Source organism: Kineosporia mesophila, from assembly GCF_021129235.1.
GTDB classification, from domain to species: domain Bacteria; phylum Actinomycetota; class Actinomycetes; order Actinomycetales; family Kineosporiaceae; genus Kineosporia; species Kineosporia mesophila.
This window is the reverse complement of the sequence record NZ_JAJOMA010000013.1, coordinates 19,753-44,205: the sequence shown is the minus strand read 5'-3', so window position 1 is coordinate 44,205 and position 24,453 is coordinate 19,753. Positions and strand designations below refer to the sequence as shown.

20 protein-coding genes and 1 tRNA gene are annotated in these 24,453 nt (G+C 68.8%); 7 read left to right on the top strand and 14 right to left on the bottom strand.

The genetic code is table 11. The features are described 5' to 3' along the window. Window positions 1-25 precede the first annotated feature (25 nt). The gene (locus LR393_RS19055; RefSeq protein WP_231485317.1) at window positions 26-583 is read left to right on the top strand and encodes a glycosyltransferase; all 558 of its coding nucleotides are present in this window, start codon (window positions 26-28) and stop codon (window positions 581-583) included. A 63-nt stretch (window positions 584-646) separates the two neighbouring features. Here LR393_RS19055 and LR393_RS19050 read toward each other — a convergent pair whose 3' ends face one another. Genes LR393_RS19050 through LR393_RS19040 form a run of 3 tightly spaced genes read right to left on the bottom strand, consistent with a single transcriptional unit; the run spans window position 647 to window position 4,315 of the window. Then, entirely contained in the window at window positions 647-2,173 is a 1,527-nt protein-coding gene (locus LR393_RS19050) for an oligosaccharide flippase family protein (protein WP_231485316.1), read from the bottom strand. Then, window positions 2,170-3,429 (bottom strand): hypothetical protein, encoded by a 1,260-nt coding sequence (locus LR393_RS19045; protein ID WP_231485315.1) that lies wholly within the window; start codon window positions 3,427-3,429, stop codon window positions 2,170-2,172. The genes LR393_RS19050 and LR393_RS19045 overlap by 4 nt, the downstream gene beginning before the upstream one ends. Beyond that, entirely contained in the window at window positions 3,422-4,315 is an 894-nt protein-coding gene (locus tag LR393_RS19040; RefSeq protein ID WP_231485314.1) for a glycosyltransferase family 2 protein, read from the bottom strand. Before LR393_RS19040 ends, LR393_RS19045 begins: the two co-directional genes overlap by 8 nt. Before the next feature lie 241 nt (window positions 4,316-4,556). On the opposite strand from LR393_RS19040, the gene LR393_RS19035 reads away from it, so the two are divergent. After that, the gene (locus LR393_RS19035) at window positions 4,557-5,069 is read left to right on the top strand and encodes a serine acetyltransferase (protein ID WP_231485313.1); all 513 of its coding nucleotides are present in this window, start codon (window positions 4,557-4,559) and stop codon (window positions 5,067-5,069) included. A 5-nt stretch (window positions 5,070-5,074) separates the two neighbouring features. Here LR393_RS19035 and LR393_RS19030 read toward each other — a convergent pair whose 3' ends face one another. The 11 genes from LR393_RS19030 to LR393_RS18980 form a co-directional block, all read right to left on the bottom strand. Beyond that, complete coding sequence (locus LR393_RS19030; RefSeq protein WP_231485312.1) at window positions 5,075-5,506, bottom strand: glycoside hydrolase family 16 protein; 432 nt, start codon at window positions 5,504-5,506, stop codon at window positions 5,075-5,077. A gap of 539 nt (window positions 5,507-6,045) precedes the next feature. Next, window positions 6,046-7,527 (bottom strand): glycoside hydrolase family 16 protein, encoded by a 1,482-nt coding sequence (locus tag LR393_RS19025; protein ID WP_231485311.1) that lies wholly within the window; start codon window positions 7,525-7,527, stop codon window positions 6,046-6,048. Between the two features lie 274 nt (window positions 7,528-7,801). Then, complete coding sequence (locus LR393_RS19020; protein WP_231485310.1) at window positions 7,802-10,744, bottom strand: fibrinogen-like YCDxxxxGGGW domain-containing protein; 2,943 nt, start codon at window positions 10,742-10,744, stop codon at window positions 7,802-7,804. A gap of 203 nt (window positions 10,745-10,947) precedes the next feature. Beyond that, window positions 10,948-12,210 carry a sulfate adenylyltransferase subunit CysN gene (gene cysN, locus LR393_RS19015; protein ID WP_231485309.1) on the bottom strand — a complete coding sequence of 421 codons (1,263 nt, stop codon included), beginning with the start codon at window positions 12,208-12,210 and terminating at the stop codon, window positions 10,948-10,950. Next, entirely contained in the window at window positions 12,210-13,118 is a 909-nt protein-coding gene (gene cysD / locus LR393_RS19010) for a sulfate adenylyltransferase subunit CysD (protein ID WP_231485308.1), read from the bottom strand. The genes cysN and cysD overlap by 1 nt, the downstream gene beginning before the upstream one ends. Beyond that, the gene (locus LR393_RS19005) at window positions 13,115-13,885 is read right to left on the bottom strand and encodes a 3'(2'),5'-bisphosphate nucleotidase CysQ (protein WP_231485307.1); all 771 of its coding nucleotides are present in this window, start codon (window positions 13,883-13,885) and stop codon (window positions 13,115-13,117) included. The genes cysD and LR393_RS19005 overlap by 4 nt, the downstream gene beginning before the upstream one ends. A gap of 38 nt (window positions 13,886-13,923) precedes the next feature. Beyond that, window positions 13,924-15,462: a sugar transferase gene (locus LR393_RS19000; RefSeq protein ID WP_231485306.1), complete on the bottom strand. Its 1,539-nt coding sequence runs from the start codon at window positions 15,460-15,462 to the stop codon at window positions 13,924-13,926. Window positions 15,463-15,654: 192 nt separating this feature from the next. Then, window positions 15,655-16,296 (bottom strand): aminoacyl-tRNA hydrolase, encoded by a 642-nt coding sequence (gene pth, locus LR393_RS18995; RefSeq protein ID WP_231485305.1) that lies wholly within the window; start codon window positions 16,294-16,296, stop codon window positions 15,655-15,657. A gap of 238 nt (window positions 16,297-16,534) precedes the next feature. Continuing rightward, window positions 16,535-17,140, bottom strand: coding sequence for a 50S ribosomal protein L25/general stress protein Ctc (locus LR393_RS18990; protein WP_231485304.1), 606 nt, complete (start codon window positions 17,138-17,140; stop codon window positions 16,535-16,537). Between the two features lie 440 nt (window positions 17,141-17,580). Next, on the bottom strand, window positions 17,581-19,032 hold the full coding sequence (glmU, locus tag LR393_RS18985; protein ID WP_231485303.1) for a bifunctional UDP-N-acetylglucosamine diphosphorylase/glucosamine-1-phosphate N-acetyltransferase GlmU: 1,452 nt from the start codon (window positions 19,030-19,032) through the stop codon (window positions 17,581-17,583). A 34-nt stretch (window positions 19,033-19,066) separates the two neighbouring features. Further along, window positions 19,067-19,138, bottom strand: a tRNA-Gln gene (locus LR393_RS18980). Between the two features lie 553 nt (window positions 19,139-19,691). Here LR393_RS18980 and LR393_RS18975 point away from each other — a divergent pair. The 5 genes from LR393_RS18975 (at window position 19,692) to LR393_RS18955 (ending at window position 24,433) form a co-directional block, all read left to right on the top strand. Then, window positions 19,692-20,633: an acyl-CoA desaturase gene (locus LR393_RS18975; RefSeq protein WP_231485302.1), complete on the top strand. Its 942-nt coding sequence runs from the start codon at window positions 19,692-19,694 to the stop codon at window positions 20,631-20,633. Window positions 20,634-20,773: 140 nt separating this feature from the next. Continuing rightward, the gene (locus LR393_RS18970; RefSeq protein WP_269327528.1) at window positions 20,774-21,406 is read left to right on the top strand and encodes a TetR/AcrR family transcriptional regulator; all 633 of its coding nucleotides are present in this window, start codon (window positions 20,774-20,776) and stop codon (window positions 21,404-21,406) included. Continuing rightward, window positions 21,399-21,887 carry a MarR family winged helix-turn-helix transcriptional regulator gene (locus LR393_RS18965; RefSeq protein WP_231485300.1) on the top strand — a complete coding sequence of 163 codons (489 nt, stop codon included), beginning with the start codon at window positions 21,399-21,401 and terminating at the stop codon, window positions 21,885-21,887. The genes LR393_RS18970 and LR393_RS18965 overlap by 8 nt, the downstream gene beginning before the upstream one ends. Before the next feature lie 207 nt (window positions 21,888-22,094). Next, the gene (locus tag LR393_RS18960) at window positions 22,095-22,904 is read left to right on the top strand and encodes a DeoR/GlpR family DNA-binding transcription regulator (RefSeq protein ID WP_331282962.1); all 810 of its coding nucleotides are present in this window, start codon (window positions 22,095-22,097) and stop codon (window positions 22,902-22,904) included. A gap of 131 nt (window positions 22,905-23,035) precedes the next feature. Next, complete coding sequence (locus LR393_RS18955) at window positions 23,036-24,433, top strand: ABC transporter substrate-binding protein (protein WP_407937333.1); 1,398 nt, start codon at window positions 23,036-23,038, stop codon at window positions 24,431-24,433. Window positions 24,434-24,453: the final 20 nt, after the last annotated feature.

Sequence of the window (24,453 nt, the reverse complement as noted above, 5' to 3'; positions counted from 1 at the left end):
GCGGACAACATCTCAGGAGTGAGCGATGAGCACGGATTCCAGCGCGCTGTCCGAGGCGACCGAGAAGAGTTACGGTGCCGACATCTTCGTGACGGTCGGCACCGACCACCACCCGTTCGACCGGCTCGTCGCCTGGGCCGACGCCTGGGCCCGGGACCACCCCCAGGCTCGGGTGATCGTTCAGTACGGCCACGGCACCGCCCCGGACACCGCTCAGGGCATGGTTTCTCTGCCCGCGGCCGGTATCCGGGCCCGCATGACCGCGGCCGACGTGGTGATCACCCAGGGCGGGCCGGGCGGCATCATCGACTGCCGGGCGACGGGACGGCTCCCGATCGTCGTGCCCCGGCGCCACGACCTCGGCGAGCACGTCGACGACCACCAGGTCGCCTTCGCCACGCACATGGCCGAGGTCGGGCGCATCGCCCTGGCCACCGACGAGGCGACGTTCCGGCAGCTGCTGGACCGGGCGCTCAGCGACCCCGACGCCTTCCGGGTCGAGCCCGAGAACTCCCCCACCGCGTCCACCGTGGCCGCGATCGACGCGGAGATCAACCGGATCGCCCGCCGCCGGCGGCGCTGAGCAGGCAGCCGGCGGCGCTGCGCAGGCGGCCGGCGGCGCTGCGCAGGCGGCCGGCAGCGCGCACTACCCCCGCCGGAACGGTATGGCCGCCCGCATCGGTGCCATGTCCAGCCGGTGGGTGTTCTTCACCACCAGCCACGCGAAAGCGAGAACCCCCACCAGGCAACCGGTCACGGCAGCCCAGGCACCGCCGTCGGTCAGGGTCCGGTAGACCAGTCCGGTCGGCAGAAAGGCCAGCGCCGACATCAGCATCGCCGGGTAGACCCGCCGCCAGGTGCGCTCCAGGCCCACGGCGTACCGCACCTCCAGCATCACCAGCAACGCATCGGCCACCCAGGTCACCGACCAGGCCACGGCCGCACCGTTCATCCCCCAGATCGGCACCAGCAGGAAGTTCATCGCCAGGTTGCCGGCCAGGGCCAGCACCCGGTTCGCCATCTGCAGTCCGCTGCGGCCACTCATCAGCAGGATGGTCTGGTTGTTGCCGGCCGACATCACCAGCAGCATGGCGACCGACAGCATCGTCAGAGCCGTCGCGCCGTCGTCGAACCCGGGCCCGAACACCGACAGCACGGCCGGTGAGTACAGCGCGAGCACCAGGTAGAGCGGCCACGACAGCAGCACGGTCCACTGGGTCACGACCGACGAGAGCCGCGCCGCCCCGGGTAGGTCGCCCAGGGCCAGCAGCCGGCTGATCTCCGGGGCCATCGCGACCCGCATGGCTCCCTCGGCCAGGGTGCCGGTGAGGATGAATCGGCTCGCCGCCGCGTAGATCCCGGCGTCGCGCGGGGTGGCCAGGGCGGCGACCACGAGCACGTCCGACCAGACGATCGCCGCCTCCAGCGCCGCCGTGACCGCCCGGGGGCCGCTGAACCGCCAGAACTCGGAGGCCACCTCCCGCACCGGACGTGACGGGGCGGCGTCGGGATGCGCCCGTTCGATCGCCAGCGTGCGGCGGGCCACCAGCACCACCGCGATCGCCAGACCCACCACGAACGGCAGGTTCCAGGTCAGGATGGCCGCGCTCAGTCCCAGCCCGGCGACCAGCGCGATCCCGGCCAGGACCGGCCGCAGGCCGGGCACGACGACGTTCTGCACGGCCGCGTAGCCGAGGATGTTGCCGGCTCCCCGCAGCCCCGCGGCCAGCACCATCCCGGGCCCGGCCACGATCACGAAGGGCGCGCTGAACCGGAACAGGGTGTCCAGGTCGTCGCCCGCCCCGATCAGGTCGGCCAGCCACGGCGCCAGCAGGTACAGCGCCACCGCCATGAGTATCCCGGCGGCCAGCGACGGCACCGCGCCCACCCACAGCGTGGTGCAGATGTCGCGGGGCTGTTGCAGGGCCCGGTGCCGGGCCACGGCCCAGACCAGCCCGGTGTCGGCGCCGAGCTTGCCGATGGTCGTGATGACGGTGAGAACGGCCACCACGACAAAGAACTCACCCGACGCGGACGGGCCGAAGCCGCGCCCGATCACCACGTTGAGCAGGAGACCGGTCACCGCGGCGATGCCGGAGCCGGCCAGGGCGATGGCGCCGTTGCGGGCCGCGCCGCGCAGATCGGCGCCCGGGCGCGAGGTATCGGTTGTCATGCCATGACCTCCGGGGGCCGGATCCGGCGCAGCACCAGGGCCGCCACGAGCATCATCACGCTGAGCTGGGGACCGTCGTAGCCGTAGTAGACGATAGTCAGCAGGGCCACCACCAGGCTGACGTGCAGCCAGAGGTCACCGCTGTGCTGCCATCGCGCGGAGACCACGGCCAGCCAGGCGAACCAGCCGACGAAGAGGAAGAGACCGACGAACCCGAAGCTGAACATGACGTTCCAGATCTGGCCCTGGGTACCGACGGAGATGTCGAGCGTGGCGGAGGGACGGGGCGCGCCGTTGCCGATGAGCGGCGAGGCGAGCGTGCCGTTGAACGCCTCCGCGTAGATGGTGCTGCGGCTCTCGTTCGTCGCGCTGTACTCCAGGCGCTGCGACAGGCTGGAGAGCAGCCCCACGGCATTCGCCGCCACGGCCACCACCACCCCACCGGCCAGCACCCCACCCAGGGGCACCAGGCGTCCGTGGAAGGCGAACCGGACCACCGCGTACAGCAGCCCCACCACCACCGCGATGTACAGACCGCGGTTCAGCGTGGCGAAGGCGGGCACGATGCCCAGCGCGAGCACCAGGATCGTGGCCAGGCGCACCCGGCGCCCGGCCAGGGAGACCAGCGCGAGCATGCACGGCACCAGCAGCGCCACGTTGCAGCCCCAGCCGTTGGTGTAGGCGAAAGGCGCACTGGGACGGGTGAAGGGCTGTGGCGCACCCCAGGGTTGCTGCACCTCGGCGAACCGCGGCCGCACCAGTGCCCCCACGTATTCGTTGCTCGCGATCGAGCCCGGCAGCACCAGGGAGGTCGGGGTGGTGAGCCGGACCTCGGGCAGCAACACCCCGAGCCAGCCGCCGAGCACCACGAAGGCGAAGAAGGCCAGCAGCACGGTCAGGGCCCGCCGGTCACTGAACCGCCGCACACCCAGGTTGTAGACATAGACGAACACCATGGTGGCGCCCAGGTAGTTCGTCATCCGGACGCCGTAACCCACCACCCGGAAGATATTGTCCAGCGCCAGGACCGCCACCCCGGCCCAGATCACGAAGAAGATCCAGAACGCGGAACCGACCGGCAGTGAGACGTTTCCGCGGGCCCAGAGCAGCACCAGCATCGGTACCGCACAGATCACCGGTGCGAACGAGGCCAGGCCCAGCACCCACAGCAGCGGGAACCCGGCGAAGAGCAGCACCACGGGCCAGGCCGGAAGCTCCACCTGGCGGGTGACCGGCCTGGTCAGGGTCTCAGACACCCCGGCCGAACCGGCGGCCGAGACCGATGACCTGGTCCGGGGTGACCAGGTGGGACGTCACCAGCAGCGAGGCCAGGGCCTGGCGGTTGGTGGGATGGTTGCGCAGGGCCCGGGCCGCCAGCCCGAGGGCCTTGCGGCGTTTGCCCAGCGCCGCGTTGGCGAACGCCAGCTGGCCCTGCACCCGGCCGAGACCGCGCCGCTCCCCGGCGAATTCGGGGAAGCGCCGCAGCAGCCAGGTGAGCGCCTGGTCGATCATCTCCCAGCGACTGGTGAAGAACGAGCCGTTGTGCCAGTTCACGCGCACCAGGGGGTCGCGCACACAGACCACCGGACCGGTCTTCGCCGCCCGCAGCAGCCAGTCGTAGTCCTCGGCGTACCCGCCCGGGATCTCCTCCTCGACCAGACCGAATCCGTCGACCACCGCGGACCGCCGGGCCAGGTAGGTCGAGGGGTGCACCTCCATCCGGCGGTCGCGCAGGAAGTCGCGGAAGGTGAGCACCTCGTCCTGTGCCTGACGCGGTATGTCACGACCCGAGAAATGGATGACGATGCCGGTGGCCACGAGGCTGGCCTGAGGGTAACGGTCGAGCAGGTCGAGCTGGGCCGTCAACTTGCCCGGCAGCCACTCGTCGTCGTCGTCACAGGCGGCCACGATGGTGTGGGACGCCCTGAGGTAGCCGGTGTTACGGGTGCCCGCCAGGCCCGGGGTGCGCTCGTTGCGCAGCACCCGCAGGGTGCGACCCGGCCCGGTCGGAACCTCGGGCAGGTGGGTCTGCTCCTGGTCGAACACCACGATGCACTCGATCGGCCCGTCGAACTCCTGCGCCAGCACGGCCCGTACGGCCCGGGCCAGGAGCTCCGGCCGGTCTTTGGTCGGGATGATCACGCTGACGCCCGTCACTTCGACCGGAACCAACTCTACAGCAACACTTTCAGCCAAACTCACGACACCTGCCCCCTAGTGCTCAGACCCCGTGGCATCGTCGCGAGACGGGTCGACCGATCAGACAGTGCTACTCACCGTGCATCCCCGGATCATGTTAGGTGACCTTTGTGGCCCTGTACCCGATACTGTGAATTAAGTTAGATTTTGCCCGAATGTGTACAAGTCACCCCCGGAGACCTCCGTGACGCTGGCCGACTGGCTCCAGACCTCCCGCCGCGATCTGCGTGCGAACGGCGGCTACCCGAAGAGCCAGCTGGTGCTGCTCCTCTTCCGCACCGCGCAGTACGTGCGCACCGGCCCGCGCCCCGTCCGGGTCACGTATCCCCTGGTCGGCACCGTGTACAAGGTCTTCTCCGAGTGGTTCCTGGGCATCGAGCTGCCGGCCAGCACCCGGGTGGGCCCGGGCCTGCGGCTGCGGCACGGCGTCGGCACGGTGGTGAACCCGGCCGCGTCGATCGGGGCCGATGTGATGCTGCGGCACGGTGTCACGATCGGCAACCGACGCGAGGCCACCGACTGCCCGGTGCTCGAGGACGGCGTGGAGGTGGGCGCCGGTGCCGTGCTGATCGGGGCGATCCGGATCGGTGCCCGCAGCCAGATCGCAGCGGGCACGGTGGTGCTCAAAGACGTTCCGCCGGAGTCGGTCGTGCACCCGGCCACCGAGGTGGTCATCCGGCCCCGCAAGTTCAACTGACAGAGTCAGGTTCGCTGATACACCCGCACGTAGTCAATGTCGTAGGTGGCCGGAAACCGGGTGTCGGCCGTGGGATCTCCGGGCCAGCTACCCCCGACCGCCAGATTAACCCGCAGGTAGAAGGGCTTGTCGAAGGTCGAGGCCAGCCAGCCGGTGGTGTCTTCGGTGCGCTCGTAGACCGGCAGATCGTCGATGTACCAGACGATCCGGTCGGGTGACCAGTCGACGGTATAGGTGTGCATGCCCTCACCGGGTTCCTGCCCGGCCGGGAAACTGTGCTCCTGGCCCTGCTTCTCGTGCGTGCCCACATAGTCGTACCAGATGGTCTGGTGCGCCTTGTCGAACTGTGACTCACCCGGACCGCTGCCGACGGCCTCCAGTACGTCGATCTCGCCGGTGCCACCCTCGGTCGGCCGGGCCCCCAGAACGCCGGCCACATACCCTTCGAGACGCCCTTCTGCACGGGAAGTTCGGCCCGGATCTCGAACCGGGCGTAGGTCCACTCGTGCAACCCCTTCGTGGACAGGTGGGCGGAGCTGTAGTCCCTCCCCCGCGGGAAGCGCTCGTCCCGGCCCTTGCCGCACTCCAGCGGATCGTCCTCACGAAGAGCCGTGAGCCGCAGCCGGCCGTCGGCCACCGAGACGTTCTCCGGCCGGTTCATCAGGCAGGAGACCTGACCACCGCCGTCGCCGTAGGTGGACTCGTGCTCGACCACCCAGTTCGCCGGGTCGACCGTGCCGCCCTCGAACTCGTCCGCCCAGACCAGGCCCCAGCCGTCGCGCGAAAGCCGCCCCGAATCGTCTTCCATCGTGCTCTTGGTCTCGCTGCGGAGAAGAACGACCGCCAGCCCGATGACCACCACCAGGGAAACCACCGCCAGCACACGTTTCACAGGAACAGGGTAACCGTGAAAGAACGCGCAAAGTGGGCGGAACCGGCAATGATACCGATCCCGCCCACCCGGTGCCGACGAAGGTCAGCGCTGGTACACGCGCACGTAGTCGACCACGTAGTCGGCGGGGAAAACGGTGCTGGCGTCCGGCGTACCGGGCCAGTTGCCACCCACGGCCAGGTTCAGCCGGATGTAGAACGGCTTGTTGAACGCCTGGTCGATCCACGAGGTGTTCGTCTTGTTCCGCGTGACGGTGAGCTTGCCGTCCACGTAGAAACGGATCTCACCGGGCTCCCACTCCACCGCGTAGGTGTGGTAGCCGTCTCCGAGATGCCCACTGGTCAGGGCATACTCGTAACCGACCTGGGGATGCGTGCCGACGTAGTCGTAGTGCAGCGTCTGGTAGACCTTGTTGCTGGTCGTACCGCCGTTGCCGCTACCGATGGCCTCGAGGATGTCGAGCTCACCGGTGCCGCCGTCGGTCGGGCGAAGCCAGAACGCAGGCCACAGACCCTTCGACTTCCCCGGGGTGAGAGGCAGTTTCGCCCGCATCTCGAACCGGCCGTACTTCCACTCCTTGAGCCCCTTGGTGCTGATGTGTGCAGAGCTGTAAGACCGGCCGTTCGGGAAGCGGGTGTCGCTGTTCCCGCACTTCAGCGGTGTGCTCTCGCGCCGCGCGCTCAGCGTGAGCGTACCGCCCGACACCTTGAGGTTTTCCGGACGATCCATCAGGCAGGGTAGTTCCTTGTTGCCCTCGCCGTAGGTGGAGTAGTCCTCGGCCTTCCAGGCCGCGGCGTCGAGGCTGCTGCCGTTGAACTCGTCGGCCCAGACCTTGCGCCACCCGGCCGGCACCGCCGGCACGGTCGTCGTGGTGGACGTCGTGGGCGGCTTGGTGGTCGTGGTCGAACTAGCCGGCGGCTTCGTGGTGCTCGGCGGCTTCGTAGCGGTGACCGGCGGTTTCGTGACCGGGACGGTGGTCGCCGGCGGCTTGGTGGGCGCCGGCGGAACGGTCACGACCGGACCGCCCGAGGTGCTGTCGTCGAGTGCGATGTCGTCCACTACGATGCCCACGTTGGCCGGGACCTGGTTGCCCACCACGTTCAGGTCGAGGCTCGACCCGTCGGCGACGGCCCGGTACTTCGTGATGACGGGGTGCCAGGCGGTGTCGGTGAGCCAGAGCGTCGACCTCTGCTGCCCCCGTAACGTGCGCCCGTCGTACTCCATGATGCGCAACGCCACGGACACCCCGGGCCGGGTCGCCCGCACCCAGGCGCGGGCCTCGTACCAGGCGCCCTTGTCGGTCGACTCGACGCTGTTGACCTTGTCATTCAGCGCGATCGTGCGCCGGCCCGGGCCGGGGTGCGAGATCTGCGCCCCCTGGCCGTTACGCCCCTTGACCAGCTCCAGGCGGGCCCCGGAACTGGCGAACCAGCCGGACAGCCCGGAATCGAAGGTGGAGTTGGCCACGACGTTCCCGGTGCCGGAGGCCGAGGTGGTGGCCACGACGGCCAGAGCCACCGCCACCGCACCGGCCGCCGCCACCGCGACCAGGGGTTTGCGACGCAACCCCCTCCTCCGCCGGGGCGCGTCGCCGCTGACGCCCCCCGATTGCCTGCTCCTTCCCGCCGGAGGCCGGGCCTCCGTCGAAGAACGTTGAACCATTGTTCGAATCTCCCGTGTGTCGCCGTTCGAATGTCGGCTGAACCCGGCCGGCTGATTTCCCCGTGCCGACCGGGACGGCTTTTCTTACCGAGAATGAATGTGCAGCCGCAAGGCATTCAGCGACGTCCGGGAAACGTTCGGACGGATTTTGGGTCGACTTAGCAGTTTTTTGCCCGGATCACTCGGGAAAGCCGGTCAGTTTCAGGTCGTCCAGTACGACGCTCTTGGACCCGGAATTGGCGGACGAGCGGTTCAGGGAGACGAAAACCTGCCCGTCAAGAGTGACATCAGAATCTGTCACCGTCGAATTCCAGGTATTCGGTTCCGGGCTCTGGTCGGACCAGATACGGAACCGGATCGTCGATCCCTGCGCCTGTATCCGGAGCCATTGTTTGCCGGTGCCGACGGTCTGGGCATTGGCGGCCGAGGCGAGCGTCGTGGAGACCCCGTTGACCGACTTGAGAACGTACACGGTGCCCGTGGTCGGAGACAGTTGCAGACCATAACCATTCTTCGGCCGGTACGAATTCTGCCAGCCGCCCGAGCCTCTCAGGAAGACGGAGAGGAACGAGCCGGCCGTGGCCTGCTGCCAGGTGAACGACGTCAGCAGTTCGGTGTCCCCGGCCGCGGCCGGGCCGGACAGCTGGGCCCGCACGTAGGCCCCGGAGACGTCGTCGAAGGAGAGCACCCCGGCGTCGTCGGCGACGGTGGCGCTGCCGTTGCTGCCGGAGGTGGCCCAGTCGGCCGGCCAGTCGGTGGCACCGCTGAAGTCGTTCTCGTACAGCACGTCCCCGGTGGCCGGGCCGGGCGGTTCCTCAACCACGCTGACCGGGGTGGAGGCGGAACGGTTACCCGTGGCGTCGATGGCCCGCACCCAGTAGCGGGCCGTTCCCGCGCCGTCCGGATCGGTCCAGGTGGTCCCCGTGACCGTCGCGACCACCCGGTCGTCGCGCAGCACCTCGTACCCCGAGGGCGATCCGCCGGACGCCGACCAGGTGAGCTGCACCCCGGAGGGGGTGAGACCGTTCGTCAGCCCGGTCGGCACCTCGGGGGCCGTGGTGTCGCGGGCGCAGAGCTTGCCGAACCCGCCGAGCCACTGCTGGGTGGTGCCGGTGTACGAACCGGCGGTGAAGTCGCCGCCGAACCACAGACATCCGTCCGGGCCGTTCTTCAGGGCCCAGGGCCCCATGTCGTTCCGGGCCGACAGGCTGGAGACGTAGAACTGCGGGATGAACGCCCCGGTCTGCTCGTCCCAGGCTCCGATGAACCGGATGCTGTTGACGTCGGTGGCGGCCGTGATCGGGTTGCTGTAGTTGGTGGTGCCGGAGTAGGAGAAGTTCAGGCAGTGGCAGGCGCCGTAGATCACGCCGTCCTTCTCGGCCAGAGCCTGGAAGTCACCGCCGTTACGGGTGATGTTGCCGCTGATGAAGCTGTACGCGTCGCGGTCGTACTTGCTCAGGATGTGCTGCGAGCCGCCCTGCCAGACGTCCTGGCCGACCTCGAGGATCGTCTGCTGGTAGGTGCTGGTGCCGGAGCCCGCGGCCACCACCGACGGCGAGAGCCCGGGCACGCTGGCGGCACCGGCCTCGGTCGAGACCACGCCCTGCATCGGCGACGAGGTGAAGTTGACGTTGTTGAAATTGCCCACCAGATAGACCCGGTCGCCCTGCCCGGAGGCGTCCAGCTCGAACACCGTGCCGTCCACGTGCGGCTTCCAGGCGCCGTCGGGGGTGCCGTCGGTCAGGTTGGTACGGGCCATGCTGCGCAGCGTCAGCGGCGAGTCCATGGTCGTGCCGCCCGCCACCCGGTTGAACCGGCCGCCCAGGTAGAGCCAGCCCCCCTGCACGTCGATGGACCGCACGTTCGGGGTGTCCGCGCCCTCGTAGGCGGCATAGGCCCGCCAGCCGGCCACGGGGGCCCCGGTGTCCGGGTCGAGCGCGGCCACGCCTTCGGTCTGCGCGACCCCGTTGACGTTCGTGAACTCGCCGCCCACGAACAGTTTCGTCCCGTCGGGACTGGCCGCGAGCGACCAGGCGGTGGCATCCAGGGTAGGCCGGAAGTTCTCCCGCCACTCCCCCGTATCCACGTCGAAGGCCGCCAGGTAGGACTGCTCGATCTGCTCACCGGTCGACCCGTGCTTCACGTACCGGAATTTGCCCGCCACGTAGGCGGTGTCACCGATGAAGGCGAAGTCCTCCACCTCGGTGACCTCCCCGGCGGCGCCTCCGGTGGCGAGACCGGTCACGCCCCAAGGGGTGTCGTCCGAGGTGCGGTTCGCCAGCAGAGGACGCACGGTGCTGGCGTCGGTTCCCGGGTCACCGATCGCGGTGTACGCCGGGGAAGTGATCCGGGGCCGGAGGAACACCTGGGTGAACGGCAGGGCCGCCCGCTCACTGGCGTACATCCACAGATAGCTCGTGGAGTTGTTCACCCCGCTGATGTTCGAGCCGTAGGAGAAGCCGGAGCGGTAGTTGTGTGTCTGGAGCGAGGTCGTGGTCAGGCGCAGGTAGTTCTGGTCGGTGCCCCAGCTCTGGCTGTTGGCCGCGGTGTAGCTGGTGGTGCCGACCCGGATCGAGTTCAGCAGCACCCCACCGCCGACAGCCCAGGTCCAGTCGGCCCGGTTCCTGGCCAGCAGGCGCATCTCCTGCCAGGTCGTGCCGGTGGTGTTGGTGGCGCGGCGCACCCGCACGCCGTCGGTGAGGGCGTCCACCCGGGTGCCGCCCAGCAGGCCCTGCACGGTGTCACCGGGCAGCGTGGCCACGGCGAAGGCTCCCGTGCCGGTGGGAACGTTGCGGAGGTTGGCGACGCTGCCCTGACCGTTCGGCAGCCACTGCCAGCCGTCGCGGCCCCGGCCGATCAGGACCCAGCCGCCGCCGTCGGTGGTCTGGTCGCAGTAGAACTGCTGCGGCGCAATCAGTTCGGGGGTCTGGAGCCAGTAGATGCCGTCGGCGGACGCCGGGTCGTTCTGCTTGATCTCCCAGCAGGAGGCGGCCGCCCGGCCGGAGCTCGTACCGTCCCGGGGCACGACGACGGCGTGTGCCGGAGAGGCGGCGACGAAGGCCAGGGCGGTGGCCGCGACCCCTGCGATGACCAGACTGCTGATGGTGCGTCTGAACCCCATGCTCTGCCCCCGTAGCCGTGATACCGGCGGATGGAAGTGGCTCCGCGGAGTCAGAGTAAGAGGACAAAGTGGGGCGTGTGGTGCAAACCGTCGAATTTAACTTCAGGGTGCATTAACCCCACGTTTCACCCCTGACCACCTGGGCCCGGACGCACGAGAGGCGCCCCCGCCGGTTGCGGGGACGCCTCTCGGGGGGTGCTGCGTCAGTCGGCCGAGGTGATCATCCCGGCGCCGACCGTGCGGTTGGTGTTCTCGTCGATCAGGATGAACCCGCCGGTCTCCCGGTTCCGGGCGTACTCGTCGCACAGCAGCGGCTGCGTGGTGCGCAGGCGGATCCGGCCGATGTCGTTCAGGTTCAGCTCGGTCGCGGCCGGGTCGCGGTGCAGGGTGTTGACGTCGAGGCGGTATTCGAGGTCCTTCACCACGGCCCGGGCGCTGCGGGAGGTGTGCTTGATGGCCAGCTTCCGGCCCGGCCGCAGCGCGTCGTCGGCCATCCAGCAGATCATCGCGTCGATGTTCTGCGCGACCTTGGGCGCGTTCTGCGGGCGGCAGATCATGTCGCCCCGCGAGATGTCGATCTCGTCGTTGAGCCGCACCGTGACGGCCATCGGCGGGAACGCCTCGGCCACCGGACCGTCGGCGGTCTCCACCGCGGCGATAGTGCTGGTGAAACCGGAGGGCAGCACCATGATCTCGTCACCGGCCTTGAGCGTGCCGCTGGCCACCGTGCCCGCGTAGCCCCGGTAGTCGGGGTACTGGCTCGACTGCGGGCGGATCACGTACTGCACCGGGAACCGCACGTCGATCAGGTTGCGGTCACTGGACACGTGCACGTGCTCCAGGTGGTGCAGCAGCGAAGGCCCTTCGTACCAGGGCATGTTCGCCGAGCGAGTGACGATGTTGTCGCCCTTGAGCGCCGACAGCGGGATCACCGTGAGGTCGGAGACGTTGAGCTTGTCCGCGAAACGGGTGAACTCGTCGCTGATCTCGTCGTAGACCTCCTGCGAGTAGTCCACGAGGTCCATCTTGTTCACGGCGAGCACCAGGTGCGGCACCCGCAGCAGGGTGGCGAGGAACGCGTGCCGGCGACTCTGCTCGACCAGGCCCTTGCGCGCGTCCACCAGAATGATGGCCAGGTCGGCGGTGGAGGCACCGGTGACCATGTTCCGGGTGTACTGGATGTGCCCCGGGGTGTCGGCGATGATGAACTTCCGCCGCGGAGTGGCGAAGTACCGGTAGGCCACGTCGATCGTGATGCCCTGCTCCCGCTCGGCCCGCAGGCCGTCGGTGAGCAGCGCCAGGTTCACGTAGTCGTCACCCTTGGCCGTGCTGGCCGCCTCGACCGCGCTGAGCTGGTCCTCGAAGATCGACTTGGAGTCGAACAGCAGCCGCCCGATCAGGGTGCTCTTGCCGTCGTCCACCGATCCGGCGGTGGCGAACCGCAGCATGTCCATTGTCGGCGGCATCAGAAGTACCCCTCACGCTTGCGGTCTTCCATGGCGGCCTCGCTGAACTTGTCGTCGCCGCGAGTGGCGCCGCGCTCGGTGATCCGGGTGGACGCGACCTCGTCGATGATCGCCTCGAGCGTGTCCGCGTCGCTGCGGACGGCGGCGGTCAGGCTGGCGTCGCCGACGGTGCGGTAGCGGACGGTCTCGGTGAAGACCTCCTCACCGGCCTTCGGCCGGCACACCTCGTGCACGCCGTAGAGCATGCCGCCCCGGTCGAACACCTCACGCCGGTGGGCGAAGTAGATCGACGGCAGGGCGATCTGCTCGTGCTTGACATACTGCCAGATGTCCAGCTCGGTCCAGTTGGACAGCGGGAAGACCCGGATGTTCTCGCCCATCTGGATCCGGCCGTTGTAGGTGTTCCAGAGCTCGGGACGCTGGTTCTTGGGGTCCCACTGGCCGAACTCGTCGCGGAACGAGAACACCCGCTCCTTGGCCCGGGCCTTGTCCTCGTCGCGCCGGGCGCCACCGAAAGCCGCGGTGAAGCGGTACTTCTCGAGAGCGTCCAGCAGCACCGGGGTCTGGATGCGGTTACGGGTGCCGTCCGGCGGCTCGCTGACCAGGCCGCGGTCGAGGGCCTCGGGCACGCTGGCCACGATCAGCTGCACGCCGAGCTCGGACACCCGGCGGTCCCGGAAGTCCAGGACCTCCTGGAAGTTGTGGCCGGTGTCGACGTGCATCACCGGGAACGGGATGCGGGCCGGGAAGAACGCCTTTTCCGCCAGGCGGAGCATGACGATCGAGTCCTTGCCTCCACTGAACAGCAGGACGGGGCGCTCGAGCTCGGCCACCACCTCCCGGATGATGTGGATGGACTCGGCTTCCAGCGTCTGTAGCTGAGTGAGCCGGTACTCCGACGCGCTCATCGGGCGATCACCTCAGGAATGTGGCGGGCAACAGTGGCCAGGATTTTCTCAGCGAACTCTGTGCGGCACACAAGGAGGTCGGGGAGCTGCGGGTCGGCCCGGTTGTAGACCAGGGGCGAACCGTCGATCCGGCTGGTGTGCAGGCCCGCGGCCCGGGCCACGGCCACCGGCGCGGCGCTGTCCCACTCGAACTGCCCACCGGCGTGCAGATAGGCGTCGGCCTCACCGGTCCACACGCTGGAACACTTCACCCCGGCCGAACCCATCGGCACCAGTTCCGCGCCGAGCTCCTGCGCCACCTCGGTGACAAAGGCCGGCGGACGGGAACGGCTCACGGCCAGACGGATCGGGCCCTCGGGCCGCGGCGGCAGCACCGGCGGCTCGTCGGTGCCGTAGACGACGTCGCGGGCGGGCAGGGCGATGGCGCCGGAGGCCAGCTCGCCCTTCTCCCAGAACGCCACGTGCACGGCCCAGTCGGTGCGCGGCCGCTCGGAGAACTCCCGGGTGCCGTCCAGCGGGTCGATGATCCAGACCCGTTCCGCGCTCAGGCGGGCGGCCGAGTCGGCGGCCTCCTCGCTGAGCACCGCGTCGCCGGGCCGGTGTTCCGCCAGCAGCGCGGCGAGTACCGCCTGGGCGCGCGCGTCACCGGCGTCTTTCAGCGCCTTGCCCTCTGCCGTACCGGTTCGCTCCTCAAGCAGGGCGAGGCCGGCCGCATGAGCCAGATGGCGGGCAAGACGCGCGTCGTCCCCCCTGGGCTCGATCGTCATCGCAGTTCCCTTCGCAGCACAGCTGAGCGGGCATTCTCTCAGTAAGCGCCAGCTCCACGAACCACTGCGCGCACGGTTCGCCACAAGATCGTGACGTCCAGGGCGATCGACCAGTTGTCGGTGTACCGCAGGTCGAGACGGAGCGACTCCTCCCAGTTCAGGTCGCTCCGGCCGCTGACCTGCCAGAGACCGGTGAGCCCGGGCTTCACCTTCAGCCGCCGCGTCGCGTCGTCGCTGTACGCGGCCACCTCCTCGGGCAGCGGCGGACGCGGCCCGACCAGGGACATGTCTCCCCGCACCACGTTGAGCAGCTGCGGCAGCTCGTCCAGGGAGAGCCGGCGCAGCAGGCCGCCGACCCGGGTGACCCGCGGGTCCTTGCGCAGTTTGAACAGCACGCCGTTGCCCTCGCTGAGGGTCAGCAACGCGGCCCGGCGCTGGTCGGCGTCCACCACCATCGAGCGGAACTTGAGCATCATGAACTCGCGACCGCCGGCTCCGACCCGGGTCTGCCGGTAGAGCACCGGACCGGGACCGGTGACCTTGATCGCCACCGCGATCAGCATCAGCAGCGGCAGGGCTGCCAGAGTGAGCACCAGGGCGCCCACCCGGTCGAAGACCACCTTGCCCATCATCCGGCCGCCGTTGGCCGAGGGACGTTCCAGGTGCAGAAGCGACAGGCCGGCGATCGGCCGGATGGACAGCCTCGGGCCGGCCACCTCGATGATGCCCGGCGAGACGATCAGCTCGACCCCGCGCTCTTCCAGGGCCCAGGACAGCCGCCGCAGCGCCTGGCCCGACAGGTCCGGGTGGGACACGACCGCGACCACGTGGGCGCCGGTGGCCTCCACCGCGTCGAGCACCCGGTCCGGATCGCCGACCACCGGGACGTCGTTCACGTGCGAGACCTCGACCCCGACGAACGGCACACAGGCGCCGACCGGGACCAGGCCGTGCTGCGGCTCGTTGTCCAGCTTCTCGATGACCGACACGACCACGTCGGCGCGGCCGACCACGAGGACCCGCTGCAACGCCAGGCCGCGGTCGCGCAGCCGGTAGATCCAGCCCCGCAGCTGACGCCGGAAGGCCAGCGTCAGCAGCAGGGTCACCGGGATGGCGAGGAACACGTAGCCCCGGGCGACCTCGCTGCGCAGCGCGTAGGAGACCACGGCGATCAGGCAGAACATCATCAGCCCGGCCTGATTGATGCGGCGGTACTCCTCCGGGCCGGTGCCCAGGAACCGGCGCTCGTAACCCCGCTGCGCGGTGATGATGCCGAGCCAGAGGAACGGCAGCAGCAGGGTGAAGGCGATGTAGGCCGGGGCGGGCTCACCGAACCGCACCACCGACGCCGCCACGCCCCCCAGGAGGGAGGCCAGGCCGTCCGAGGCCACCGCCATCCGCTGGTAGCGACGCATCGTCGCTCCGGGCTCGGCGCTGCCCGCGCCGATGTGCCGGCCGGTCTTGTGCACCTGCTGCCGGGGAACACTGCCGGTACCGGGCGGACCACTGGGGCGAGCTACCACATCGTCCAGCTGCGTCAGCTGATCGACGGTGCCTCCGGGCTCCATGACTGCCATCCACGTCCCCCTAGACTTAACAATCGCTTGATACAAAACCGACGCAGGCGAATGTTGAACCACGAGATCAGCGGCGATCTGTCCGGCTTAAGTGAATATAGTGCGGTTGGTTCCCTTTCATCTGGCAGTTGCTCACAGTTCACCCATGAAAGACGCCCTGTACAACATCAACTCCGCAGTTAAGGCTCAGCGCTACCGACTGCCACTCTTCGTGTTGTAAATACCCTGGATCTGGGCAAAGTCCGCCCGGGCGAGCTCCTCGACCGCGTCGGCGGCATCACCGATCATGAGGAGCAGCTCTTCACGCTGAGCAGCGGGGACATCGCGCAGGACGTAGTCGGCGGGGTCCATCCGGCCGGGCGGACGATCGATGCCGAGGCGTACGCGGCCGTAGCCTTTACTTCCCGTTGACTTACTGATCGACCGCAGGCCGTTGTGCCCGCCCTCGCCGCCGCCCCACTTCAGCCGCACCTCGCTGAAGGGGATGTCGAGCTCGTCGTGTACCACCAGGAGCCGGGTCACCGGCAGCTTGAAGAACTGCAGCAGTCCCGCCACCGGGCCGCCCGACTCGTTCATGTACGTGCTCGGTTTGGCCACGATCATCCGGGCTCCCGGCCGGCCGCCCGTGGGCGCCCAGCGCCCGTCGTGGACCTGGGCCCGCGATCGATGGGTGGCGAAACGGCCTCCCATCCGGGCGACCAGCTCGTCGGCCACCCGGTGCCCGACGTTGTGCCGGTTCCGGGCGTACTTGTCCCCCGGGTTCCCGAGTCCGACGACCAGCCAGGGCAGGTCGCTGATCTCGGTGGTGGGGTCGGGGGTGGTTTCGGCAGGCATCACGGCTCCGGTTACGTGGGTAGCTGGGTCAGACCGATGTGGACGCGCGGAAGAATTCAGGGGTTTCAGAGTGCACAGCAAGGGCCCGGACGGGCTTCCGGTCCGCTCACCGCTCTCCGAGCATGACCTCGGGTCCGGTCACGGCAGCTCCTTGCCCGGGGGCAGACACGACACAGGGCCGGCACCCAGAATGGGTGCCGGCCCTGTGGCCGCTACTGACGAGACCGCGTGCCGAGGATCAGGCCTCGGCGGCAGCCGCCTCGACTGCCTCGGCCTCGGCCGCTTCCGCCTCGGTGCCGACCGCGAGGGTGGCGTCCGAGATGATGACGGCGATGGCCTCGGGGTCACCGATGAGGGCCGAACCCTCGGGCAGCGTGATCTGGCCGGCGTGAATCTGGGTACCGACCTCGGCATCCTCGATGCTGAACTCGACACCGTCGGGGATCGAGGTGGCTTCGGCCTCGACACTCAGCGAGGTGAGCTCGACCTGCGCGCGACCTCCCGGCGCCGGCTCACCGGTGAAGTGGAGGGGAACGTCGACGGTGACCTTCTCGCCCCGGCGGACGATGATCAGGTCGACGTGCTCGATGGTGTTCTTCAGCGGGTGACGCTGAACATCCTTCGGGAGCGCCAGCTGGCTGTCGCCCTCGATGTCGATGGTGAGCAGAGCGTTGGCATTGCCTTTGAGCGCCAGCATCGTCGCGTGCCCGGGCAGGGCGACGTGAACCGGGTCGGTACCGTGCCCGTAGAGCACGGCCGGCACCTGGTGGTCGCGGCGCAGCCGACGCGCAGCGCCCTTGCCGAAGTCGTTACGCGGCGTAGCGCTGAGCTTTACCTCGGACACAACAGATCTCCTCAATCACGGGCGCGACCGAGGTCGCGCACAGAATCAGACTGCCTAAAACGATATGAGTGGCGGCACACCCGGCGGAGTCACAGGCGCGCCATGCACGTAGTGATGTCCGCGTCGATCACGGTTGCGCTTGATGTTGGCTGCAACCCTCGCCGAGGTAACCGGACCACTGTACATGACCGGCCGGGGCCCAGATTCGCCCGTACACCTGACCCCACCTCCTCTTTCTTGACGATCTTGCAATCCGCCGGCCCCGGAATCCGGGCGAAGCCCCACCAATGCTCTCTACAACCCTCCGTGATCAGGCGAAGTATCACCGGAGTTCCCGGACTGTCGCGCTGAGAGTTCCAGAACGCCGGGGGCGCTTTGCCTGATCACGAACACGGGGTTGCGGTACGGGCGCGCACCATGACGGGGCCGAGCCCGGTGGGTTACTCGGCGGTGGGGGTTTCGAGGTCGGGGGTCAGGGCGGCTTCGGCGGCCCGGGCCGAGGGGGTGCCGGCCCGGCGGCGGGCGACCCAGCCCTCGCTGTTGTGCTGGCGGCCGCGGGCCACCGCGAGGGCGCCGGGAGGTACGTCTTCGGTGATGGACGAGCCGGCGGCGGTGTAGGCGCCGTCTCCGACCGTCACCGGGGCGACAAGGGTGGTGTCGCTGCCGATGCGGACGTGGGCGCCGACGGTGGTGTGGTGCTTCTTCACGCCGTCGTAGTTGGCGAAGATCGTCGCGGCGCCGATGTTGGCGCCCTCACCGATCGTGGCGTCGCCGGCGTAGGTCAGGTGGGGCACCTTGGCACCCGCGCCGATCGTGGTGTTCTTGGTCTCGACGAAGGCGCCGATCTTGCCGTCCGGGCCGAGCACGGTGCCCGGGCGCAGGTAGCTGAACGGGCCGACCCCGGCGCCGGCCTCGATCCTCGCGCCGGTGCCGTGCGTACGGACGACGGACGCACCTTCGCCGACCGAGCAGTTGGAGAGCGTGGTGTCGGGACCGACGGTGGCTCCGGTCGCGACCGTGGTGCCGGCGTGCAGCTGGGTGCCGGGCAGCAGGGTGACGTCGGCGGCCAGGTGCACGTCGACGTCCACCCAGGTGGTGACCGGGTCGACCACGGTGACGCCGCCGCGCATGTGACCGATCAGCAGGCGGCGGTTCAGCTCGGCGCCGAGGGTGGCGAGCTGGACGCGGTCGTTGACGCCCTCGACCTGCCAGAGGTCGTGGGTGGCGACGGCGCGCACCCGGAGGCCGTCGGCGTGGGCGATGCCCAGCACGTCGGTCAGGTACATCTCGTTCTGATCGTTGTCCGAGCCGATCCGGCCGAGCGCGTCGGCCAGCACCTTGGCGTCGAAGGCGTAGATGCCGGAGTTGATCTCCCGGATCGCGGCCTGCCCGGGCGTGGCGTCGCGCTGCTCGACGATGCCGGTGACCGCACCGGAGGCGTCACGCAGCACCCGGCCGTAACCGGTCGGGTCGCCGACCTCGGCGGTCAGCACGGTCACGGCGGCCTGCTCGGCCCGGTGGGCCTCGACCAGGGCGGCCAGCGTCTCGCCGGAGAGCAGGGGCACGTCGGCGTAGGTGACGACGACCACGCCGTCGACCCCGCTCAGCGCGCGCAGCCCGGCGGCGACGGCACTGCCGGTGCCGGGCACCTCGTCCTGGTCGGCGATCACAGCGGCCGGGGCGATCTGCGCCACGTGCCCGGCGACCTGCTCGCGCTGGTGCCGCACCACGACCACGAGATGCTCCGGCTGCAGGCTCCAGGCCGCGGCCAGCGCGTGCCCGACGAGCGAGCGCCCGCCGATGCGGTGCAGCACCTTGGGAGTACGCGAGCGCATCCGCTTGCCCTCACCGGCGGCCAGGACCACGACCGCTGCCGGCTGCTGTGTACTCACGGACGAACACCCTCCAGAACGCGAATGCCAGAAGCTCCCCCCACCTGATTCGAACAGGTACCTCAAGGCTCCAAAGGCCTGTGTGCTGCCGTTACACCAGGGGGGAAGGTCGCTCGCCGGGCTCGGCGCCCACGAGGACCGGGGGCCAGTCTGCCAACTCCGGGGCTCCTTCGTCGCATCGGTGCCCCTCGCGCCCCCGGAATTGCCCGAATCGTTGTCTGGAGGACCGGGGGCCGAACACTCCGGAACTTCCTTCCATACCCTCTGCCCAGGCCCCGGATTCCCGGGTTACGCTTTCGTAGGTTACGGACCGTAGGTTGCCCGTCGCAGGTCAGTGCGGTCCCGATCAGGATTAGCCAGGATCGGTCAGCAGGATCGACGGCCAGCAGGGTTTGGGCCGGCACAGTCCGGCAGACACGGCCCCCGGGCGAGCAGCGTCCGGCCCGTGATCTGGCGGCACGACCCAGAAGAGGGGAATCCCCGTGAGTTCACCGGCAGCCGCAGCGCCCGTCCCCCCGGCGCCCACGAGTGGGACGCCCACCGGGACGACGTCCCCAGACACCTCGTCCCCAGACACCTCGTCCCCAGACACCAAGCCCCCAGGCGCCTCGTCCTCAAAGACAACGCCGCCAGTCACCTCGTCCTCAAGCACCACCCAGGTGACCACCCGCACCAGCCGGCCGGCTCAGGCCCCCCGGGGCGAACCGCATGTCGACCCCAACCCGAAGCGCCGGGGCGAGCAGACCGCACTGTTCCTGTTCATCGCGGTGCCGTTCGTGGCGCTGGTCGCGGCGATCCCGATGGCCTGGGGGCGCCTGCTGAACTGGCACGACCTGGTGATCGCCCTGGTCCTCTACCTGATCTCCGGGCTGGGCATCACGGTCGGCTTCCACCGGTTCTTCACCCACGGCTCGTTCCGCGCCAACCGCCCGCTGACCATCGCGCTGGCCGTGGCCGGCTCCCTGGCGGTCGAGGGCCCGGTACTGCGCTGGGTCTCCGACCACCGGCGGCACCACGCCTTCAGCGACCGCGAGGGCGACCCGCACTCCCCCTGGCGTTACGGCGAGACCGTGCCCGCCCTGATGAAGGGCCTCTGGTACGCCCACATGGGCTGGCTGTTCGACCCGGAGAACACCAACCCCAAGCGTTACGCCCCCGACCTGCTGCGCGATCGCGGCGTGATGCTCGTGTCCCGGGCGTTCGGCCCGCTGGTGATCCTCTCGCTGGGCCTGCCCGCGCTGCTCGGGTTCGCCATCACCGGCACCGGGCAGGGAGCGGCCACGGCCTTCTTCTGGGGATCGCTGGTGCGGGTGGGACTACTGCACCACGTCACCTGGTCGATCAACTCGATCTGTCACGCCCTGGGAGAGCGCCCCTTCAAGAGCCGCGACCGCTCGGGCAACGTCTGGTGGCTGGCCCTGCTGTCGTTCGGGGAGTCCTGGCACAACCTGCACCACGCCGACCCGACCTGCGCCCGGCACGGTGTGCTGCGGGGCCAGATCGACTCCAGTGCCCGGGTGATCTGGTTCTTCGAGAAGTTCGGCTGGGCGACCCAGGTGCGCTGGCCGGACACCACGCGCCTAGCGTCGCGGCGCGCGTAGCAGAGCCGGGGTGGTTCGGGCCCGGCCGGGCGACTTCCACACCGATCGCGCGAGTTGGGCATGATAGCCCGGTGAGTACAGGCCACCATTCCCCGACGCCCGACCGTCCGCGCGCGTCCCGGGCCGGTGGCCGCGCCCGGATGACCGGGGCCCAGCGGCGTGAGCAACTGCTGGCCATCGGGAGGCGGCTGTTCGCCGAGAAGGGCTTCGAGGGCACCAGCGTCGAGGAGATCGCCGCCACCGCGGGGGTCTCCAAACCGGTGGTGTACGAGCACTTCGGCGGCAAGGACGGGCTCTACGCGGCCGTGGTGGAGCTGGAGACCCGCAAGTTGCTCGAGGCGATGACCGAGGCCCTCACCCAGCCGAACCCACCCCGGCAGGTCCTCGAGATCGCCGCGATGACCCTGCTCACCTACATCGAGACCGAGACCGACGGTTTCCGCATCCTGGTGCGGGACTCGCCGATCACCAAGCAGGAGGGCGGCTTCGCCAGCCTGCTGAGCGACGTGGCCGGTCATGTCGAGTACATCCTGGGCGAGCAGTTCGCGTCCCGCGGCTTCGATCCGGAGATGGCGCCGCTGTACGCCCAGATGCTGGTCGGCATGATCGCCATGACCGGGCAGTTCTGGCTCGACCACCGCACGCCGGAGAAGGCCGTGGTGGCGGCCCATGTCGTGAACCTGGCCTGGAACGGCCTGACCGCGCTGGAGACCAAGCCCCGGCTGCGCGCCCGCCGGTCCACGAAGCCGGAGGTCGAAAAGCCCCGTGGATGAGGTCGACCGGATTGTCGCCGCCTGGAACCGCGAGCGACCCGATCTGGATGTCACCCCGCTGGAGGTGCTTTCGCGGGTCAGCCGGTTGTCACGCCTGCTGGACAAGGCCCGTTCGGCCGCCTTCGCCCGGCACGATCTCGAAACCTGGGAGTTCGACGTGCTTTCGGCGTTGCGGCGGGACGGCGATCCGTACCGTCTCTCCCCCGGCCAGCTCGTCGCCCTGACCATGGTCACCAGCGGCACGATGACCAACCGCATCGACCGGCTGGCGAGCCGGGGCCTGGTGCGCCGGCTGCCCGACCCGGCCGACGGCCGCGGGGTGATGGTGCAGCTGGAGGGCAGCGGCCGGGCCGTCACCGACGCCGCGCTGGCCGACCTGCTCGAGGTCGAGCGCTCGGTCCTCGTGGTGCTCACGAACAGTGACCACGATCAGCTGGCGCACCTGCTGCGCGATCTTCTGACGGCCTTCGACCCGAGCTGAGACCGCGCGCCGGAGGAGTCCACCGACCGGGGCAGAAGAGACTTACGGCCCTGTTACCGAGCCCCGTTCCCACCTAGCAACCCTTCAATAAAACGGACATTTGGTACCCGTTCGGGCGCCCGAGTGCTTCCGTTTAGCCCAAGATGGTGCCCGTTTTAGCTCAACCCCTTGTGGAGAACCTGTGCCTGAGGTTTACATCACAGACACATGCACCGGGCCGGTTCGGCCACGGACGGGCGGAGGCGGGCAATGGAGCTCTATGCCTATGAACGACGGCGATGGCTGGTCGATCAGGCACGGCAAGCGGGACGGATCGATGTTGCGGAGGTGGCACGCGAGCTGACAGTGGCCAAGGAGACGGTCAGGCGTGATCTGACGGCTCTGGAGGCCGAAGGACTGTTGCGGCGCGTGCACGGCGGGGCGATCCCGGTGGAACGCCTCGGGTTCGAGGGCACCCTGGCCCTGCGCAACACCTCCCGCACCGACGAGAAGGGCCGCATCGCCGACCACGCCATCGGCCTGGTCGGCACCGCCGAATCCATTTACCTCGACGAAGGTTCCACCACCCAGGCAGTCGCCGAGCGCCTGACCCCGCGACGACCCCTCACGGTGGTCACCAACTCGCTGCCGATCGCTCTGGTCATGGCTCCGCGCGACCAGGTCTCGGTGGTGCTCATCGGGGGCCGGGTCCGCGGGAAAACCCTCGGGACCATCGACCACTGGGCGCTTCGCATGCTCGAGGACTTCGTCTTCGACCTGAGTGTCCTGGGCACGAACGGGCTCACTCTGGAACGGGGTGCGACCTGCCCCGATGCCGCCGTGGCGGCGATCAAGGCCCGGGCCGTGAGTGCCAGCCGGCGCACCCTTCTGGTCACCGATTCGTCGAAATTGGGGTCCGACTCGTCCTACCGCTTTGCACAGGCGAGGGATTTCTCGACTATCGTCACCGACCGCTCGGCCAATGAGGGTCAGATCCGGCGACTGCGTGCAATCGGCGTGGAAGCGGTGATGGTGTGACACCTCACGGCCGCCCCGCAGGCAAGGATCCGACAACCGAAAGACGCACGATCAGCAACGGCCCGACTGCACCTAGTTCTGACAACCTTGTCATCACCATAAGTAGTTAATACGTAACTTCTCGCCTCAGAATGGTCCCGCACAGTCAAGGAGGATTCGTGACCCGGACGAAGAACAACTGGAGGATCGGTGTGACGGCAGGGGCCGTCGCCACCGTTCTCATCACCACCGCGTGCTCAGGCGCCGGTGGTGGCGGTGGAGCCGGCAGTGACGGGAAGGGCGGATCCATCAATGTCCTGATGGTCGCCAACCCGCAGATGACCGACATCCAGGATCTGACCGCCGACACCTTCACCAAGGAGACGGGCATCAAGGTGAACTTCACCGTGCTGCCCGAGAACGAGCTGCGTGACAAGGTCACGCAGGACGTCGCCAGCAAGGCCGGGCAGTACGACCTGGCCACCGTCGGCGCCTACGAGACGCAGTTGTGGCAGAAGAACGACTGGCTGCACGAACTCAGCTCGTACGCCGACGCGGACACCGAGTACGACTCGGCCGACCTGCTCAAGCCGGTTGCCGAGAGCCTCACCGGTGAGGACGGAAAGCTTTACGCCCTGCCGTTCTACGGCGAATCCTCCTTCCTGATGTACCGCAAGGACATCTTCAAGGAGAAGAACCTGAAGATGCCGGCCAAGCCCACCTGGAACGAGGTGGCCGACCTGGCGGCGAAGCTGGACGGCGCCGAGCCCGGCATGAAGGGCATCTGCCTGCGCGGTCTTCCGGGCTGGGGCGAGATGTTCGCACCGCTGACCACCGTGGTGAACACTTTCGGTGGCACCTGGTTCGACAAGGACTGGAACGCGAAGGTGAACTCCCCGGAGTTCACCGAGGCGGTCAACTTCTACACCAAGCTGATCAAGGAGCACGGTGAGGCGGGCGCGGCCCAGGCCGGGTTCACCGAGTGCCTGAACGCCCTGAGCCAGGGCAAGGTCGCCATGTGGTACGACGCCACCTCGGCGGCGGGTTCGCTGGAGGACGAGGCGAGCAGCAAGGTCGTGGGCAAGATCGGTTACGCCTACGCCCCGGTCAACAAGACCGAGTACAGCGGCTGGCTCTGGTCGTGGAACTGGGCCATGCCCAAGACCACCAAGCACGCCGACGACGCCGCCAAGTTCGCCCTGTGGGCCACCAGCAAGAAGTACGAGCAGACCGTCGGCGAGAAGCTGGGCTGGGCCCGGGTCCCCAACGGCAAGCGCGCCAGCACCTACGAGATCCCCGAGTACAAGGAAGCTTCCGGTGATTTCGGGCAGCTGACCCTGGAGTCGATCGAGCACGCCGACCCGACCAACCCGGGTGTGCAGCCCCGACCGACCGTCGGTATCCAGTACGTCACCATCCCCGAGTTCGCCGACCTGGGCACCAAGGTGTCGCAGTCGATCAGCGGGGTGCTGGCCGGCAAGGGATCGGTGAAGGACGCGCTGGACGACGGCCAGAAGCAGGCCGAGGAAATCGCTCAGGAATACAAGTAGAACCGACGTCTCAACCCTGA